Annotated in this window: 17 protein-coding genes; 10 read left to right on the top strand and 7 right to left on the bottom strand. The window is 64.1% G+C overall.

Annotated features, from left to right (window positions below):
- Positions 1-9: 9 nt before the first annotated feature.
- The 5 genes from tdh to NDO48_RS16760 all read left to right on the top strand — a co-directional run bounded on the left by tdh (position 10) and on the right by NDO48_RS16760 (position 3952).
- Positions 10-1044, top strand: a complete 1035-nt coding sequence (gene tdh, locus NDO48_RS16780) for an L-threonine 3-dehydrogenase (protein ID WP_018427224.1) — start codon at positions 10-12, stop codon at positions 1042-1044.
- Between the two features lie 103 nt (positions 1045-1147).
- Positions 1148-1651 carry an HPP family protein gene (locus tag NDO48_RS16775; RefSeq protein ID WP_018427225.1) on the top strand — a complete coding sequence of 168 codons (504 nt, stop codon included), beginning with the start codon at positions 1148-1150 and terminating at the stop codon, positions 1649-1651.
- Positions 1652-1754: 103 nt separating this feature from the next.
- The gene (locus NDO48_RS16770; protein ID WP_018427226.1) at positions 1755-2615 is read left to right on the top strand and encodes an MBL fold metallo-hydrolase; all 861 of its coding nucleotides are present in this window, start codon (positions 1755-1757) and stop codon (positions 2613-2615) included.
- Positions 2616-2636: 21 nt separating this feature from the next.
- The gene (locus NDO48_RS16765) at positions 2637-3389 is read left to right on the top strand and encodes a fumarylacetoacetate hydrolase family protein (protein WP_018427227.1); all 753 of its coding nucleotides are present in this window, start codon (positions 2637-2639) and stop codon (positions 3387-3389) included.
- A gap of 26 nt (positions 3390-3415) precedes the next feature.
- Entirely contained in the window at positions 3416-3952 is a 537-nt protein-coding gene (locus NDO48_RS16760) for a DinB family protein (RefSeq protein WP_018427228.1), read from the top strand.
- A 26-nt stretch (positions 3953-3978) separates the two neighbouring features.
- Here NDO48_RS16760 and NDO48_RS16755 read toward each other — a convergent pair whose 3' ends face one another.
- The 5 genes from NDO48_RS16755 to aztA form a co-directional block, all read right to left on the bottom strand.
- Positions 3979-4317, bottom strand: coding sequence for a TIGR01244 family sulfur transferase (locus tag NDO48_RS16755; protein WP_018427229.1), 339 nt, complete (start codon positions 4315-4317; stop codon positions 3979-3981).
- A gap of 132 nt (positions 4318-4449) precedes the next feature.
- Positions 4450-5643 carry a zinc metallochaperone AztD gene (aztD, locus tag NDO48_RS16750; RefSeq protein ID WP_018427230.1) on the bottom strand — a complete coding sequence of 398 codons (1194 nt, stop codon included), beginning with the start codon at positions 5641-5643 and terminating at the stop codon, positions 4450-4452.
- Positions 5644-5825: 182 nt separating this feature from the next.
- Positions 5826-6761: a zinc ABC transporter substrate-binding protein AztC gene (gene aztC, locus NDO48_RS16745; RefSeq protein WP_026227027.1), complete on the bottom strand. Its 936-nt coding sequence runs from the start codon at positions 6759-6761 to the stop codon at positions 5826-5828.
- Positions 6762-6791: 30 nt separating this feature from the next.
- Positions 6792-7658, bottom strand: coding sequence for a zinc ABC transporter permease AztB (gene aztB, locus NDO48_RS16740; protein ID WP_018427232.1), 867 nt, complete (start codon positions 7656-7658; stop codon positions 6792-6794).
- A gap of 2 nt (positions 7659-7660) precedes the next feature.
- A complete protein-coding gene (gene aztA, locus NDO48_RS16735) occupies positions 7661-8497 on the bottom strand; it encodes a zinc ABC transporter ATP-binding protein AztA (RefSeq protein ID WP_018427233.1) in 837 nt (278 codons plus the stop codon).
- Between the two features lie 204 nt (positions 8498-8701).
- On the opposite strand from aztA, the gene NDO48_RS16730 reads away from it, so the two are divergent.
- Positions 8702-9046: a RidA family protein gene (locus NDO48_RS16730; protein WP_018427234.1), complete on the top strand. Its 345-nt coding sequence runs from the start codon at positions 8702-8704 to the stop codon at positions 9044-9046.
- A 71-nt stretch (positions 9047-9117) separates the two neighbouring features.
- Here NDO48_RS16730 and hutC read toward each other — a convergent pair whose 3' ends face one another.
- Together hutC and NDO48_RS16720 are read right to left on the bottom strand one after the other, a co-directional pair.
- A complete protein-coding gene (gene hutC / locus NDO48_RS16725) occupies positions 9118-9882 on the bottom strand; it encodes a histidine utilization repressor (protein WP_018427235.1) in 765 nt (254 codons plus the stop codon).
- Positions 9883-9896: 14 nt separating this feature from the next.
- Positions 9897-11249 (bottom strand): formimidoylglutamate deiminase, encoded by a 1353-nt coding sequence (locus tag NDO48_RS16720; protein ID WP_018427236.1) that lies wholly within the window; start codon positions 11247-11249, stop codon positions 9897-9899.
- 85 nt (positions 11250-11334) lie between these two features.
- On the opposite strand from NDO48_RS16720, the gene hutI reads away from it, so the two are divergent.
- Genes hutI through hutU form a run of 4 tightly spaced genes read left to right on the top strand, consistent with a single transcriptional unit; the run spans position 11335 to position 16618 of the window.
- Positions 11335-12570, top strand: a complete 1236-nt coding sequence (hutI, locus tag NDO48_RS16715; RefSeq protein ID WP_018427237.1) for an imidazolonepropionase — start codon at positions 11335-11337, stop codon at positions 12568-12570.
- On the top strand, positions 12567-14111 hold the full coding sequence (gene hutH / locus NDO48_RS16710) for a histidine ammonia-lyase (protein WP_018427238.1): 1545 nt from the start codon (positions 12567-12569) through the stop codon (positions 14109-14111). The genes hutI and hutH overlap by 4 nt, the downstream gene beginning before the upstream one ends.
- Positions 14108-14929 (top strand): N-formylglutamate deformylase, encoded by an 822-nt coding sequence (gene hutG, locus NDO48_RS16705; protein WP_018427239.1) that lies wholly within the window; start codon positions 14108-14110, stop codon positions 14927-14929. The genes hutH and hutG overlap by 4 nt, the downstream gene beginning before the upstream one ends.
- 12 nt (positions 14930-14941) lie before the next feature.
- Positions 14942-16618 (top strand): urocanate hydratase, encoded by a 1677-nt coding sequence (gene hutU, locus NDO48_RS16700; protein WP_267321817.1) that lies wholly within the window; start codon positions 14942-14944, stop codon positions 16616-16618.
- Positions 16619-16622: the final 4 nt, after the last annotated feature.

The following is a 16622-nucleotide window of genomic DNA, read 5'->3' as shown; positions in this document are numbered from 1 at the left end:
GAAAAGACGATGTCGAACATGATGCGCGCACTGGTGAAGGCCAAGGCCGAACCCGGTATCTGGATGGAAGACGTCCCTGTTCCCGAGATCGGCCCCAATGACGTGCTGATCAAGGTGCGCAAGTCGGCCATCTGCGGCACCGACGTCCACATCTACAACTGGGACCAGTGGGCGCAGAAGACGGTGCCGGTGCCCATGGTGACCGGTCATGAGTTCGTCGGCACGGTCGCCGATTTCGGCGCCGGCGTGACGGACTACAAGGTCGGCCAGCGCGTTTCGGGCGAGGGCCACATCGTCTGCGGCCATTGCCGCAACTGCCGCGCCGGGCGTGGCCATCTCTGCCGCAACACGCTTGGCGTCGGCGTCAACAGGCCCGGCTCCTTCGCAGAATATGTGGCGATCCCGCAGCACAATGTGGTGCCGATCCCCGACGACGTATCAGACGAGATTGCCGCGATCTTCGACCCACTCGGCAATGCGGTGCATACCGCACTGTCCTTCGATCTCGTGGGCGAGGACGTTCTGGTGACGGGTGCCGGGCCCATCGGCATCATGGGCGCGATGGTTGCCCAGTGTGTCGGCGCCCGCAAGGTGGTCATCACCGATATCAATCCGACGCGGCTGGCACTCGCCCGCAAGATGGGCATCCATCATGTCGTCGATGCTTCCAAGGAGAAGCTGGCCGATGTCATGCGTGACGAAGGCATGATGGAAGGTTTCGACGTCGGTCTTGAAATGTCGGGTTCGGCGGCCGCCTTCCGCGACATGATCGACACGATGAACAATGGCGGCAAGATCGCCATCCTGGGTATCGCCCCGACCGGCTTCGAGATCGACTGGAACAAGGTCATCTTCAAGATGCTGCATCTCAAGGGCATCTATGGCCGGGAGATGTTCGAGACCTGGTACAAGATGATAGCGCTTGTGCAGGGGCCGCTCGATGTGACCGGCCTCATCACGCATCGCATCGGCATCGACGACTACAAATCAGGCTTCGATGCCATGCGCAGCGGCAACTCGGGCAAGGTTGTGATGGACTGGTAGGGAAAGTTTTTTCACTACAGGTCGAATTTTTCGAACAAACCCGCGTTGCCAGCGTGGCGGCGGATTTGCTATCCAGGCGGGCCTTTTCGCCCGGGGGACCGACTTGCGCCGCCACATCCGCAGCCTTACCGCACGCCATGAGCCCAAGGGGCACTTCGTCTCGCATCTGAAATCGGGTTCGGGCGCCGTGGTCGGCATGGCAACGATTGGCGGTCTGGCCTCGTTCACCGGCATTCCCATGCTGATCGCGCCCCTCGGGGCGACTGCTGTCTTGATGTTCGGGCAGCCGGCGAGCCCGCTTGCGCAGCCGATGAATGTCTTTGCCGGCTATCTCATTGCGACCTTGATCGGCGTTGCCGCAGCGCTCGCCTTTCCGGGACTTTGGGAAGTGTCGGCCCTGGCCGTCGGGGTTTCCATCGCGCTGATGCTGATGCTGCGCGTCACGCACCCTCCTGCAGGTGCGATCCCGCTCGTCGCCACGGCCTCGCCCGACAGGGGTGTGATGCTGTTCGTCATCGTGCTGATCGGCTGCGTCAGCCTGCTGGCACTGGCGATCCTGCATCACTGGATTCCGCCGCGCGCCCAATATCCGCGCCGCGTCGACTGACGCTTTCGCCTTGCCTTGATGCTTGCCGGCGCACTACCGTCGGCGAGAGCAAGGAGGCGTTTATGAATCTTGGAATCCAACTGCCCGCATGGGGCAGGGGCGCATGAGCGACCGCATCGTTCTGCTCGGCACCAAGGGCGGCCCGGCGATCAGGCCCGGCGGCCCGTGGCCTACCTCCACGCTGCTTGAACTGGGCGGTCGCCGTATCGTGGTCGATTGCGGTCTGGGCGTGACGCGTGGTGTGACCGACGCGGGGCTGAGCCTCAAGCAACTCGACCTCATCTTCATCACACATTTGCATTCCGACCATGTGCTCGAGCTTGGGCCATTGATCCACACGGCCTGGACAGCGGGCCTGTCGACTCCGATCAGGGTGTTTGGACCCGCCGGCTTGAATCGATACTGGCGAGGATTTGTTCAAGCGCTTGAATTCGATATCGAAACCCGCATCGACGACGAAGGGCGGCCTGACCTCAGGGACATGGTCGAGATCGTCGAATTCGGCGAAGGCTACGTGCTCGGCGATGGCGGGTTGAAGGTGACGGCGCTACGCGTCGATCATCCGCCTGTCACCGAATGCTTTGCCCTGCGCTTCGAGCATGACAGCACAAGCGTGGTTGTCTCCGCCGATACGGCATTCTTTCCCCCACTCGCGGAATTTTCGCACGGTGCAGACGTTCTCATTCATGAGGCGATGCTTGAGGCCGGTGTCGAACGGCTGGTTGCCCGCACCGGCAATGGCACGCGGCTGAGGCAACATCTGATGGCGAGTCACAGTCTGGCCGAAGAGGCCGGTACGATCGCTGCGCGCGCCGGCGTCGGCCGGCTGGTGCTCAACCACCTGATCCCGGCCGACGATGCCGAGATCGGCGAGGTCGATTGGGTCGCGGCTGTCAGGAAAACGTGGTCCGGTCCCTTGACGATCGGTCACGACGGGCATGTTCTTGATCTCGGGGGAAACTGAACGGGAATCGGGAGGAACGACATGAAATTGGCTACGCTCAATGATGGTTCGCGCGACGGCAAGCTGGTCGTCGTCTCGCGCGATCTGACCCGCTACACCGACGCTTCTTTCCTGGCGCCCAACCTGCAGGCCGCTCTGGACGACTGGCGCCGCATCTCGCCGCATCTCGCCTCGCTGGCGAGTTCGCTCGAGGTCGGTTCCGTTCCTTCCGCCCGCTTCCACGAACATGATGCCGACGCACCGCTGCCGCGCATCTACCAGCGCGTGGGTGGCGGCACTTCGTTGACCGGGCCGCGCGACGCGATCGAACTCACCGGCAAGACACGCGATGCCCATGTCGAGGCTTCAGTGGCTGCCATTGTCACCGATGTGGCGCTGGCTGCGCCTGCCGCCGGTGCCAGGGAGGCGGTGGCGCTGCTGGTGCTCTCGGCTGATACGGTCGTCGATGGTGGCCATTCCGGTACCTCGACGTTGTCGCCTGTGGCCGTGACACCGGACGAGCTCGGCGATGCCTGGGATGGCGCGGTACATCTGACGTTGCAGGCGGGCACGCGCAGCGTCGCAACCGGCGGCTGGACGAGCTTTCCGAAGCTGATCGCCGAGGTCGCAGCAAGCAGGCCGCTTTCGGCCGGTGCCGTCGTCAGAAACGGGGTCGAGACGATTGCCGTTTCGCTGGGCGACAAGGTCCGCGTCGAGATGAAGGACAAACAGGGCCATTCGATCTTCGGCGCCATCGAGCAGTCGGTCGGTCGCTACGAGCCGCCATTGCCGTAAGGCAGGCAAGCAGCCGGGACGGGTCCATGGACATGTCAGATCATTTCCGCCGCATGGCACGCAACAATCTGTGGTCCAACGACCGCATCTACCGCGCCGTGACGGCCCTCGAGCCCGGCGAGTTCGCGGCCACGCGCACCAGCTTCTTTCCCTCGGTCCAGGAAACGCTGAACCACATCCTCGAGGTTGACCTTTATTATCTCGACATGGTCGAGGAGGCGGGCGAGGGGCGCAGGATCTTCGACCGCTTCGTCGCGTTCGAAGACGCATCGGCCCTTGCCGGGGCGCAGCTGGCATTCGATCGCAGGCTTGTCGCCTTCTGCGACCGGCTGACGGAGGCCGATCTCGACCGGCGCGTGATTTCAGACAGGGGCGAAGCCGGGCAAATCCCGGAGCGTATCGGTGACCTGCTGGCGCATCTGTTTATCCACCAGATCCATCATCGCGGGCAGGTGCATGCGATGCTGTCGGGCACCTCCGTCGCTCCGCCGCAGCTGGACGAATTCTTCCTCGACTACGATCTCGGCTTCCGCAAGGATGAAGTCGAGCGACTGGGGCTTTAGCTCCCAGTCGCCTTTCAGGCTTGCGCTCAGCCTCGGCTTTGCTGGATCGCCATGTAGAGATTGGTGCAGCGGGTACCCGAGCGGCAATAGGCGAAGACCGGGCCTTCCATCTCGTCCAGCGCGCCGGCCATGTCGGTGACGTTGTCGGCGGTCATCTGGCCGCTGATAACGGGGATGTGGCGGAAGGCGAGGCCTGCGGCTTCGACGGCATTACGGATGCTGGCTGCCGAGGGCTGGCCGGGTTGCTCGTCGTCGGGACGATTGCAGATGACGCTCTTGAAGCCGGCCGCCTTGATGGCGGCAACTTCGTCAGCGGTGATCTGGCCCGAAACCGAATAGTCGTCGGTGATCTGGCGAATTTCCATTGTAGTCCTCACAAACTGGGCCGCGGCGCGGCAGGTCGGCGCCAGTCTTGCCACTGTCGGTGCGGCAGGGCAACCGCCTGCAGGTGGTAGTCACGCCGGAGTGACGGGCCGGCCTGCGCCGGCCCGACGGGGTCAATGGGTTTCGCCGGAGCCGCCGACAGCCACGAGGTTGAACGGCTTGCCTTCGACCGCAATATCGGCGGTCCGTTCGAAGGTACTGGCATCGACGGTGTGTAGGACGCTCCTCAGCGGGTCCGAGACAATGATACGGTCGCCGGCAACTGCAATTCGCGGGCGCGGTTCGCTCCAGTGACCGTCCATGCTGTAGGGCTCGGTCAGCTTGAGCGCGGCGTCGATCTTGCCGGCGACGACGTCGATGCGCTGCAGATTGCCGTCTTCGGTGAAGACATAGGCATATTTCGCTCTGATCGGGTCGACGACAAAGTGCACCCGACGCGTCGGCAGGTCGATCAGCCGGAACGCCTCCTTGGCCTTGGGATCGATCAAGACGACGGCGCTCGGCCCGTAATTGCCGAGGAAGTATTGAAGACCGCGGCCGCCGACCAGCGTGGTCGATTTGCCGGCAGGCAGTGTTGCATCATAGGGCAGGAAGTCGATGGCCGGCTTGCCGGCTTGTTCCCTTGCGATCAGCAGCCCCTTGGCGCAGGCGATGGCGATCAGATTTCCGGAAGAAGCTTCGCCGTGCAGGTCAGGGCAGGTATTGATATCGCCCACCTTGGCGCCCGAGCGGTCGGTCACCGTGATGCCGACGGGCAGTTCGTCCGGCTTTTCGAAATTGGGTTCGGTCGCCAGTACGTGGTCGCCCATGGCGATGGCCACGCCATGATGAGGGGCCGCGGTTGCGACTTCCCTGATGGCCGGCTTGCCTTCGAGCACATTGGCCTCGTCGACGATGCGGACTTTGCCTTCGCCGTCGAAGAACAAGGCGATGTCGCCGCCGTGGTCGACGACATGCGACGGCTTCTTGCCGTCGAAGCTGACGTCGAGAAGCCTGGGGGCCTCGACGCTGATGTCGCCGTGGTCGCCATGGTCTCCGAAGGCGATGCCGCTCGAGATCACCGCGACCGTGTCACCCTTGCCTTGGACGGCGAACACGGTGCGGCCGCTGTCGCTGCGGTAGAGGCTGGCCGGTGCCTTGGTGTCGAAGCTCGCGAGCCGCTCACCCGTCTGGGCGTCGATAGCATGGACCACTGATGCCGCCTGGTCCGAGACGAAGAGGCGCCAGGCGGTCTTCTCCTCGGCATGGGCGAGTGATGCGGCAGCCAAGATGGACAAGGCCGATGCGGCTGAAAGCAAATGCTTCATCAAAGTCTCCAAATGTTATTACGTAACAGATTGAAGTCAAGCAAAACGTCGACTTCCTGCTGCTTGTCGAGGCAGGGTGAGGCTGCTAGCCGGCGGATGCCGGTCCGCTTGCTTGAATCAGTTTGGCTGGACCTCGCGCTATCCGATTGAAAGCACGAGGTAATTGCGTGATCGCTCCGCTGTCAGCTGCCTGAAATGGCGGCTTTGATCGTCGAGATGTTGTTCTTCATCATGTCGATATAGGTCGACGCAGGGCCATCGGCCTTGGACAGCGCGTCCGAATAGAGCGTGCCGCCGACTTTGATGCCGGTCTCGCCGGCGATCTGCTCAACAAGGCGCGGATTGGTGATGTTCTCGACGAAGATGGCCGAGGCCTTGTCGTCGCGCACCTGCTTGATGAGGGCCGCGACGTCGGCGGCCGATGCCTCGGCCTCGGTCGAAATGCCCTCGGGCGCCAGGAAGGTCAGCCCATAGGCGTGCTCGAAATAGCCGAAGGCGTCATGCGAGGTGATGATGGTGCGCTTCTCCTCCGGGATTGAGGCCACCGCAGCCTTGACCTCGGCATCCTCGGCGTCGAGCTTGGCAGTGTAGGCCTCGGCGTTGGCCTTGTAGGTGTCGCAGCCGGCGGCATCCGCCGCGCAGAACGCATCGGCAATGTTCTTCACATAGACCTTGGCATTGCTGATCGACTGGAAGGCGTGCGGATCGAACTCGCCGTGATCGTGGCCGTGGCCGCTGGCTTCGCCATGGCCATGCTCGTCTTCCTGCATCTTCAGTGGCTCGATGCCCTTGGTCAGTTCGACGACCGACGCCTTGGTGGCGCTCGCCTCGACAAGCCGCTTGAGAAAGCCTTCGAAATTGAGGCCATTGACCAGCACGACGTTGGCCTTGGACATGCTGACGGCATCGGCAGGCGAGGGCTCGTAGACATGGGCGTCGCCGTCGGAGCCGACCAGCGTGGTCAGTTCGATGCGGTCGCCGCCGACATTTTGGGCGAAGTCGCCGATGATCGAGAAGCTGGCCACAACCTTCATCGGCTCGGCCGATGCCGAAGCGGACCAGATCGAGCTTAATGTTATAACGCTCATCGCGGAGGCGAAACCAATCTTCCTGAGCATGAAGTTCTCCTGGTTGAGGGGATGAAGGGGTCAGGCGGTGCGGTGACGATGGCGGCGCAGCTTGGTGTTGAAGACACCGCGCGTGCCGAAAAGGATGGACGCCAGGTAGATCGCACCTGCCGACAGGATGATGGCCGGGCCGGAGGGTAGGGAGGCATGATAGGAGATCAGCAGGCCGGCGACCGACGAGACGGCGCCGAAGCCGAAGGCGAGCAGGCACATGGGCTCGACGCGCGCGGTCCAGAAGCGGGCAGCCGCGGCCGGCAGCATCATCAGGCCGACCGAAAGCAAGGTGCCGAGCGCCTGGAAGCCGCCGACAAGATTGAGCACGACCAGACCGAGGAAAATGAAATGCACTGGCGTGCCCAGTCGGCTGACCGAGCGCAGGAACAGCGGGTCGAGGCATTCTGCCACCAGCGCGCGCCAGAAGATCGCAAGCGTCAACAACGTGATGCCTGAGATCAGGGCAATCAGCGTCAATGCATCGTCGTTGAGCGCCAGAACGGTACCGAACAGCACATGCATCAGGTCGACGCTCGAGCCGCGCAGCGACACGATGAGCACGCCGAGCGCCAGCGAAATCAGGTAGAAAGCCGCCATCGAGGCGTCTTCGCGCTGCACGGTGAAGCGCGACACCGCACCAGCGCCGAGTGCCACGATGACGCCGGCGATCAGACCACCGATGGTCATCGGCACGATCTGCAGCCCATAGAGCAGGAAACCTGCGGCGGCACCCGGCAGGATGGCGTGCGCCATGGCGTCGCCGGTCAGGCTCATGCGGCGCAGCATGAGGAACACGCCAACCGGGCAGGCGCCCAGCGCCAGCATCAGCGAGCCTGTCAGGGCGCGCTGCATGAAGCCGAACTCGACAAATGGAGCGATCAGGAAATCATACATGCTCAGGCTGCCCGTGGACCGGATTCGTGGTCGGGATGGTCGTGGACTTCGCCGTGCTCATGATGATGATGGTCGTCATGGCCATGCGAATGAGTATGCGAGTGGCCGTGATCGGGCTCGCACCATGGCGCATCGTCATGCCAGGCTTCATCGAAACGCCGGGCTTTCAGGAGGTTTTCAGGCCTCAGCGCTGCCTGCGTGTCGCCCCAGGCGACCGGACGGCGGGCGAGCAGCATCGTATCGGGAAAGTTGGCGCGGACGAGTTCGAGGTCGTGGGCGACGACCATCACCGTCCGGCTCTCGCCATGCCAGCGCTTGATGAGGGCGATGAGGTCGCCCACCGTCTTGGCATCGACGGCGTTGAACGGTTCGTCGAGCAGGATCAGGTCGGCGTCCTGCACCAGCACCCGGGCAAACAGCGCCCGCTGCAACTGGCCACCGGACAAGGTGTCGATCGGTCGGGCGTCGAAGCCTTCGAGGCCAACTGCCATCAGCGCTTCGGTCACTGCAGCGCGGTCCTCGCGGTTGTAGCGTCCAAGCAGGCCGCGCATGGGCCAGAGGCCAAGCGAAACCAGGTCGACGACGCGGGCCGGGAAACTGCGGTCGAGTTCCGATTGCTGCGGCAGATAGGCGATGCGCTTGCCGGGCGCCAGCGTGCAGCTGCCGGCCATCGGCTTCAGCACGCCGACGATACCCTTCATCAGCGTGGACTTGCCCGAGCCGTTGGCGCCGACCACCGCAGTCAGCGAACCGACCTTGATCGAGCCCGTCAAATGGTGGACCGCCGGATGGCTGTTGTAGCCCAGCGTCAGGTCCTTGAATGTCAGGGCGTCGGTCATCGGCTCGTCCCGGAGCGGTCGTAGAAGTCGCTTCTGGATATGTGATGTTATTACATTAGTCAACGCAGCGCTGCGACAAAGCGGTGCATTTCCTTTCCAAGGTCGCAACCGACCGTGCTGGCCTATGGAATTCGGCCTTTGCGGCCTTGCGCCAAGGGGGGCGCAAAATCTAAGAAGGCGCACCTTTAACGGAAGGAGACCACCATGAGCGTTCGTCGTATCGATGTCGGCCCTCGCATGAGCCAGATCGTCATCCACAACAGCACCGTGTACCTGGCTGGCCAGGTCGGCGCCCCCGGCGAGAGCGTTGCCGCGCAGACCAAGGCGATCCTCGCCGAGATCGACGCGCTGCTGGCCAAGGCCGGCACCGACAAGACCAAGATCCTCCAGGCGATCATCTGGCTCGACGACATGTCGACCTTCGCCGAGATGAACTCGGTTTGGGATGGCTGGGTGCCGCAGGGCAACACGCCTGCTCGTGCCACCGGCGAAGCCAAGTTGGCCGGCCCTGAATACAAGGTCGAGATCATCGTCACGGCCGCTGTCTGACGATCGCTTTCGGTTTCATGCCGAACGAGCGCCGCGCATCCCTTGGATGCGCGGCGTTTCTGTTTTGGGGCTTAGCTGTCTGAAGGGGTGAAGCGGGCGACGACGGCGTGCGCGTTAGCCGGGTAGGTGAAACGCACATGCGTGACGGGGCGCTCAGCGCTCCAGGTGCGGCGTTCGACGACGAGACAGGGAGAGCCGTTGCTAAGGTTGAGCTCGGCGGCGATTTCCGTGTCCGCAGCGGTCGCGCGGATGACATGCTCGGCCGAACTCCAGGGCACGCGGCCGATCAGCCACGGCCCGGGTGCTGCCTCCGCGAATTTTTCCTCCGCGGCCTCCGGCACGGCCGACAGGCTGATCAGCCGGTCCTCCATGCAAAAAGGTCGCGAGCCGGCGAAGTGCAGGCATTGCAGCGCCAGGACCTGGCCCTGCACATCGAGGCCCAGCCGCTCGCGGTCGGTGGTGTTGGCGCGCCGCCGGGTCTGGGCGATCAGTTCATAGCGATAGGGTAGGCCGAGCGCCTCGACCTCGATGCGGATGTCGTGGATTTCGAGCACCGCCGCCTGCGATTGCGGCCGGCGCACGAAGCTGCCGGAGCGCCGGCGCCGCTCGATCAGCCCGGCCTTGGCCAGCTGCGACAGCGCCTTGTTCACTGTCATGCGCGAGCAGCCATACTCTTCGGTCAACTCATGCTCGAAAGGAATGCGATAACCCGGCTCCCATTCGCCAGAGACGATGCGGTCCCTGATGTCGGTGAGGATGCGCTGGTAGAGTGACGGCGAGGCGTCTCCGCCAGCCGCATTCTCAGAGCCCCCGGCATCGCCAGTCGAATCAGTCACCGAAGCTCCTTTGCTTATCCCGCTGTCAGTTCAATCATCACGGCGCGGAACCTGGCCGCAATAGCCTCGCGGCGGAAATGTGCGCCGCCAGTGACCACCTTGCGCCCGCGGACCCACACGCTGTCCGTCTTGCCTGCGCCGGCAAAGATCCAGGCGTCGAGAATTGCGTCGCCACTTTTGCCGGCAAGCGTCGGGTGACTGGCGTCGAGCGAGACCAGATCGGCCGCAGAGCCTTTGGCGATACATGCGGGACCTGCACCCAGTGCCCGGCCGCCACCAGCGAGTGCTGCGTCGAACAGCGCGCGGCCGGTCGACTGGCCGGCTGAGGCCAGCACATTGCGGGCGCGGTGGGCGAGGCGCTGCGAGTATTCAAGCATGCGTAGCTCGCCGCCGACGCCGATCTCGACATTCGAATCCGAGCCGACGCCAAACCTGCCGCCATGTTCGGCAAACAGCGGTGCCGAAAAGACGCCGTCGCCGAGATTGGCCTCGGTGATCGGGCAAAGACCGGCCACCGCACCCGAGCGGGCCATGGCGATCGTTTCCGCCTCGGTCATGTGGGTGGCGTGGATCAGGCACCAGCGCCTGCCGACATCGGCGTTGGCGAGCAGCCATTCCACTGGGCGCGCGCCCGACCAGGCGATGCAGTCCTCCACTTCCTTGACCTGCTCGGCGATGTGGATGTGGATTGGACCTGATGTCATCGCGGTCACGGCGGACAGTTCCTCTGGTGTTGCGGCGCGCAGACTATGCGGGGCAAGGCCGAGTACGGCGCCATTGACGGCTTCAAGTGCTTCGCCGGCCTTCTCAAGAAGCTGGGCGAAGCGATTCGCATCGTTGATGAAACGGCGTTGTCCCGCATTGGCCGGCGCGCCGCCAAAGCTCGAATGGGCGTAGAACACGGGCAGCAGCGTCAGGCCGATGCCGGTCTCCACGGACGCCGCGGCGATACGCTCGGCCATCTCGGCGATGTTGGCGTAGGGACTGCCGTCGCGATCATGGTGCAGGTAGTGGAACTCGCCGACGCGGCTGAAACCCGCCTCCAGCATCTCGACATAGAGTTGCGCTGCCACTGCCTCTACCTGCTCAGGCGTCATCGACAGCGCGAACTTGTACATCACCTCACGCCAGGACCAGAAGCTGTCCGCCGACGGCCCGCGCATTTCGGCCAGGCCGGCCATTCCGCGCTGAAAGGCGTGGCTGTGCAAATTGGGCATGCCGGGAACAAGGATCACGTGACGCTCGTCGCCAGGCTGGGTGGCGGCGTCCGGCTCGATGGACGAGATCATCCCGCCCTCGATCCCGAGCCTCACATTGTCCCGCCAGCCATCCGCCAGCAGCGCCCGCTCGGCATAGATCGTCGCCATCGTTTTTCCTCACCCTGTTTGCGACCCGCACGATACCACTTGCAACGTGTTTCGATATGTATATACATAATCTCAATTGGAGGAAATGAAAAAGATCATGGCTGGAGAGCGATCTACGACAAGGATCTGGCGCAATGCACGGCTCGCGACCCTTGTCGAAGGTGTGCCGGATCTGGGCAAGGTGGAACACGGCGCGATCATGGCTCGCGATGGGCGCATCGTCTTCGCTGGGTCGGAGGCGGACATGCCGGCCGGGTTGAAAGCGGGGGCCGAGATCATTGATTGTGCGGGTCGCTGGATCACGCCGGGCCTGATCGACTGCCACACCCATCTCGTCCATGCTGGCAACCGCGCCAACGAATTCGAGATGCGCCTTGCAGGTGCGACCTATGAAGAAGTGGCACGGGCAGGAGGCGGCATCGTCTCCTCCGTCAAGGCGCTGCGCGGTGCCTCGGAAGCCGATCTGATCGCCCAGACCTTGCCGCGTCTCGATGCTCTGATCGCCGAGGGCGTGACGACGGTCGAGATCAAATCGGGCTATGGCCTCGATATCGACAACGAAGCCAAGGCGCTGCGCGCTGCACGCCAGCTGGCTGACAAACGTCCGGTCACCGTCCGCACCACCTTCCTCGGCGCCCATGCGCTGCCGGCCGAAGCCGGTGGCAACAAGGACGCTTACATCGACCTTGTCACCGGTCCGATGATGGATGCCATAGTCTCTCAGGGGCTCGCCGATGCCGTCGACGGATTTTGCGAAGGCATCGCGTTTTCGCCCGACCAGATGGCCCGCGTCTTCGATGCCGCCAAGGCCAAGGGCCTGCCGGTCAAGCTGCACGCCGACCAGCTGTCCAATCTCGGCGGCGCGGCACTCGCGGCGAGCTATGGCGCGCTGTCGGCCGACCATCTCGAATACACCGATGAGGCGGGTGCGGTCGCCATGGCCAAGTCAGGCACAGTTGCGGTCATCCTGCCCGGCGCTTTCTACTTCATCAGAGAGACGAAAAAGCCGCCGGTGGACCTGTTCCGCGGGCACGGGGTGAAAATGGCGGTCGCCACCGACAACAATCCCGGCACGTCGCCGCTGACGTCGCTGCTTTTGACCATGAACATGGCGGCGACGTTGTTTGCCATGACCGTAGAGGAATGCATCGCCGGCATCACCCGCGAAGCCGCCCGCGCGCTCGGGCTGCTCGCCGAGACCGGCACGCTCGAAACAGGAAAATGGGCCGATCTCGCCATCTGGAACATCGAGAGCCCGGCCGAACTTGTTTATCGCATGGGGTTCAACCCGCTCCATGCCCGTATCTGGAGAGGAAAATGACCACGCTCGTTCTCAAGCCCGGCAACGCCACGCTGGCCGAATGGCGCGCCATCTATCGTGGTGCTGTACCCGAACTCGATCCGTCCTGCCGCCCCAGGATCAGGGCCAGCGCCGAGACGGTGGCAAGGATCGTCGCCAAGGGCGAGCCGGTCTACGGCATCAACACCGGCTTCGGCAAGCTCGCCAGCGTCCGCATTCCGGCCGCCGATCTCGAAACGCTCCAGCGCAACATCGTGCTCAGCCACGCCGCTGGCGTCGGCGAGGCGATGCCGGTCGCGGTCACCCGCCTGATGATGGCTCTCAAACTTGCCAGCCTGGCGCAGGGCGCCTCAGGCGTGCGTGAAGAAACCATCGACCTGTTGCAGGCAATGCTGGCCCGCGACGTCATTCCTGTCGTGCCCGCCCAGGGCTCAGTCGGCGCCTCGGGCGATCTGGCCCCGCTGTCGCACATGACCGCGACCATGATCGGTGTCGGCGATTGCCACACACCGCACGGCATCGTGCCGGCCAAGGTTGCCTTCGTCACCCACGGCTTGGAGCAGATCACGCTCGGCGCCAAGGAGGGCCTGGCCCTTCTCAACGGCACGCAGTTCTCGACCGCCTATGCACTGGCCGGCCTTTTCGAGGCCGAAAACCTCTACCAGTCGGCGCTTGTCACCGGCGCGCTGTCGACCGACGCCGCCAAGGGCTCGGACGCCCCCTTTGATCCGCGCATCCATCTGCTGCGCAAACATCGCGGCCAGATCGAGACCGCCGACACGCTACGCAACCTGATGGTCGGCAGCGCCATTCGCGAGAGCCACCGCGTCGGCGACGAGCGCGTGCAGGATCCCTATTGCCTGCGCTGCCAGCCCCAGGTGATGGGTGCGGCCCTCGACGTGCTGCGCAAGGCGGCCGACACGCTCGCCACCGAAGCTAACGGCGTCACCGACAATCCGCTGATCTTTGCCGAGGACGGTACCGCGCTTTCGGGTGGCAACTTCCATGCCGAGCCGGTCGCCTTCGCCGCGGACATGATTGCACTTGCCGTCTGCGAAATCGGCTCGCTGTCCGAACGCCGCATCGCCATGCTGGTCGATCCGGCACTGTCGGGCATGCCGGCGTTCCTGACACCCAAGCCCGGGCTCAACTCCGGCTTCATGATCCCGCAGGTCACCGCTGCAGCGCTTGTGTCCGAGAACAAGCAGCGGGCCTATCCGGCATCGGTCGATTCCATCCCGACCTCGGCCAACCAGGAAGATCACGTCTCCATGGCCGCCCATGGCGCCCGCCGGCTGTTGCAGATGATCGAGAATGCCAATGGCGTGCTCGGCATCGAGCTTCTGGCGGCAGCGCAGGGCTGCGATTTCCATGCTCCGCTGGCTTCGAGCGACGCGCTCGAAGCCGTGCGCAAGCTGGTGCGGGCGCAGGTACCGTATCTCGATGACGACCGCCATTTCCATCCCGACATGGAGAAGGCCATCGCCATGGTGCGTGGCGGTGCGATTGTCGGGGCGGCCGCAGGCGTCGGCCTGCCGCAGATTTCGGGAGCACAGGCATGACCGACTGGCTGACAGTCAAGCGCGGCGACGCGCCATTGCTGGTGAGCCTGCCGCACACCGGCACCGAGCTTGCTGGGCTGGACGACCGTTTCGTCTCGCCCTGGCTTGCGCGGCGCGATACCGACTGGTGGATCGAGCAGCTTTACGCTTTCGCTGCCGATCTTGGTGCGACCATGGTGCGGACTACGATCTCGCGTTCGGTTATCGACGTCAATCGCGACCCCTCTGGCGTGACGCTCTATCCGGGCCAGAACACCACGGGGCTGTGCCCGACAACGACCTTCGACAATGATCCGCTCTACAAGCCGGGGCAGGAGCCGGACGAAGCTGAGATCGTCGAGCGCCGTGCGCGCTACTACGATCCCTATCACGCCGCGCTCCAGGCCGAAATCAAGCGGTTGCGAGCCATGCATCCGACCGTCGTGATCTATGATTGCCACTCGATCCGTTCGGTTCTGCCGTTCCTGTTCGAAGGTCGGCTGCCGGTGTTCAACCTGGGCACCAACGACGGCAACAGCACCGATCTGGAGCTGCAGGACAAGGTTGCGGCGATCATTGCTGCAAGCGAGAGGCCCTGGGTGGTCAACGGCCGCTTCAAGGGCGGCTGGATCACCCGCCGCTACGGCCGTCCGGCCGATGGCGTCCATGGGCTCCAGATGGAAATCGCCAATCGCGGCTACCTGCTCGAGCCGGAAGGCAAGGGCGAGCTGTCGAACTGGCCGGTGCGCTACGACGCCGATTTTGCAGCGCCGACCCGCGCCATCCTCACAGACATCCTCAAAACCGCGCTCGCCTGGGCGGGCAGCCGACACCGCTAGGGAGGTTTTCGCATGACCCAACATTCCCGCATCGACAATGCCCGCGTCATCCGCGCCGCCACCGGCACGGAATTGTCGGCCAAGAGCTGGCTCACCGAAGCGCCGCTGCGCATGCTGATGAACAACCTCGACCCGATGGTCGCGGAAAAGCCGAGCCAACTCGTCGTCTATGGCGGCATCGGCCGCGCCGCGCGTGATTGGGAGAGCTTCGACCGCATCGTCGCTGCGCTTCGCCAGCTCGAGGCTGACGAGACGCTGCTGATCCAGTCCGGCAAACCGGTCGGCGTGTTCCGCACCCACAAGGATGCGCCGCGCGTCCTGCTCGCCAACTCCAACCTGGTTCCCCACTGGGCCAACTGGGACCACTTCAATGCCCTCGATAAGAAGGGCCTGATGATGTACGGCCAGATGACCGCCGGCTCTTGGATCTATATCGGCAGCCAGGGCATCGTTCAGGGCACATACGAGACCTTCGTCGAGATGGGCCGCCAGCATTTCGGCGGCGATCTTGCCGGCCGCTGGATCCTGACCGCCGGCCTCGGCGGCATGGGCGGCGCCCAGCCGCTGGCAGCCACCATGGCCGGTGCCTCCTGCCTCGCCGTCGAATGCCAGCCGAGCCGCATCGAGATGCGCCTCAAGACCGGCTATGTCGACGTGCAGGCCAAGGACCTCGACGATGCGCTCGCCATCATCGACAAGGCCTGCAAGGAAAAGAAGGCGATTTCGGTAGCTCTGCTCGGCAATGCCGCCGACGTGTTCCCCGAACTCGTCAAGCGTGGCGTCAAGCCGGATGCCGTGACCGACCAGACGTCGGCGCACGACCCTGTCAACGGCTACCTGCCGCAGGGCTGGACGGTTGCCGAATGGGAAGACAAGCGCCAGCGCGATCCCCAGGCGGTGGCGAAAGCTGCGCGCGCGTCGATGGCGATCCACGTCAAGGCGATGCTCGACTTCTACAACATGGGTATCCCCACCGTCGACTACGGCAACAACATCCGCCAGATGGCGCTGGAAGAGGGCGTGGAGAACGCATTCGATTTCCCCGGCTTCGTGCCGGCCTATATCCGCCCACTGTTCTGCCGCGGCATCGGCCCGTTCCGCTGGGCGGCCCTCTCCGGCGATCCCGAGGATATTTACAAGACCGACGCCAAGGTGAAGGAACTCACTCCCGGCAACACGCACCTGCACAACTGGCTCGACATGGCTGCCAAGCGCATCCATTTCCAGGGCCTCCCGGCGCGTATCTGCTGGGTCGGTCTCGGCGATCGCCACCGCCTCGGCCTCGCCTTCAATGAAATGGTGGCCAAGGGCGAACTCAAGGCGCCCGTCGTCATCGGCCGCGACCATCTCGACTCCGGCTCGGTGGCATCGCCGAACCGCGAGACCGAGGCGATGAAGGACGGCTCGGACGCCGTGTCCGATTGGCCACTGCTCAACGCCCTGCTCAACACCGCATCGGGCGCCACTTGGGTGTCGCTGCACCATGGCGGCGGTGTCGGTATGGGCTTTTCTCAGCATTCGGGCGTGGTCATCTGTGCCGACGGCACCGAAGATGCCGCCCGCCGCCTGGAGCGCGTGTTGTGGAACGATCCGGCGACCGGCGTCATGCGCCATGCGGACGCTGGCTACGACATCGCCGTCGACTGCGCCAAGGATAAGGGCCTCAACCTGCCTGGAATCCTGGGCTAACCTT

Origin of the sequence: Aminobacter sp. MET-1, from assembly GCF_026521175.1 — a bacterium.
In the GTDB taxonomy this organism is placed as follows: Bacteria; Pseudomonadota; Alphaproteobacteria; order Rhizobiales; family Rhizobiaceae; genus Aminobacter.
Note: the sequence above shows the minus strand (reverse complement) of the source record. Positions and strands in the feature narration are given on the sequence as shown.

What these genes read in the sequence shown, in the direction of transcription:
- aztB (WP_018427232.1), bottom strand. Translation starts at nt 7,658, where the DNA reads ATGTATGATTTCCTGATCGCTCCATTTGTCGAGTTCGGCTTCATGCAG.
- NDO48_RS16765 (WP_018427227.1), top strand. Translation starts at nt 2,637, where the DNA reads ATGAAATTGGCTACGCTCAATGATGGTTCGCGCGACGGCAAGCTGGTC.
- hutI (WP_018427237.1), top strand. Translation starts at nt 11,335, where the DNA reads ATGAAAAAGATCATGGCTGGAGAGCGATCTACGACAAGGATCTGGCGC.
- NDO48_RS16770 (WP_018427226.1), top strand. Translation starts at nt 1,755, where the DNA reads ATGAGCGACCGCATCGTTCTGCTCGGCACCAAGGGCGGCCCGGCGATC.
- hutG (WP_018427239.1), top strand. Translation starts at nt 14,108, where the DNA reads ATGACCGACTGGCTGACAGTCAAGCGCGGCGACGCGCCATTGCTGGTG.
- NDO48_RS16760 (WP_018427228.1), top strand. Translation starts at nt 3,416, where the DNA reads ATGGACATGTCAGATCATTTCCGCCGCATGGCACGCAACAATCTGTGG.
- aztC (WP_026227027.1), bottom strand. Translation starts at nt 6,761, where the DNA reads ATGCTCAGGAAGATTGGTTTCGCCTCCGCGATGAGCGTTATAACATTA.
- NDO48_RS16755 (WP_018427229.1), bottom strand. Translation starts at nt 4,317, where the DNA reads ATGGAAATTCGCCAGATCACCGACGACTATTCGGTTTCGGGCCAGATC.
- NDO48_RS16720 (WP_018427236.1), bottom strand. Translation starts at nt 11,249, where the DNA reads ATGGCGACGATCTATGCCGAGCGGGCGCTGCTGGCGGATGGCTGGCGG.
- hutH (WP_018427238.1), top strand. Translation starts at nt 12,567, where the DNA reads ATGACCACGCTCGTTCTCAAGCCCGGCAACGCCACGCTGGCCGAATGG.
- aztD (WP_018427230.1), bottom strand. Translation starts at nt 5,643, where the DNA reads ATGAAGCATTTGCTTTCAGCCGCATCGGCCTTGTCCATCTTGGCTGCC.
- aztA (WP_018427233.1), bottom strand. Translation starts at nt 8,497, where the DNA reads ATGACCGACGCCCTGACATTCAAGGACCTGACGCTGGGCTACAACAGC.
- NDO48_RS16730 (WP_018427234.1), top strand. Translation starts at nt 8,702, where the DNA reads ATGAGCGTTCGTCGTATCGATGTCGGCCCTCGCATGAGCCAGATCGTC.
- hutU (WP_267321817.1), top strand. Translation starts at nt 14,942, where the DNA reads ATGACCCAACATTCCCGCATCGACAATGCCCGCGTCATCCGCGCCGCC.
- tdh (WP_018427224.1), top strand. Translation starts at nt 10, where the DNA reads ATGTCGAACATGATGCGCGCACTGGTGAAGGCCAAGGCCGAACCCGGT.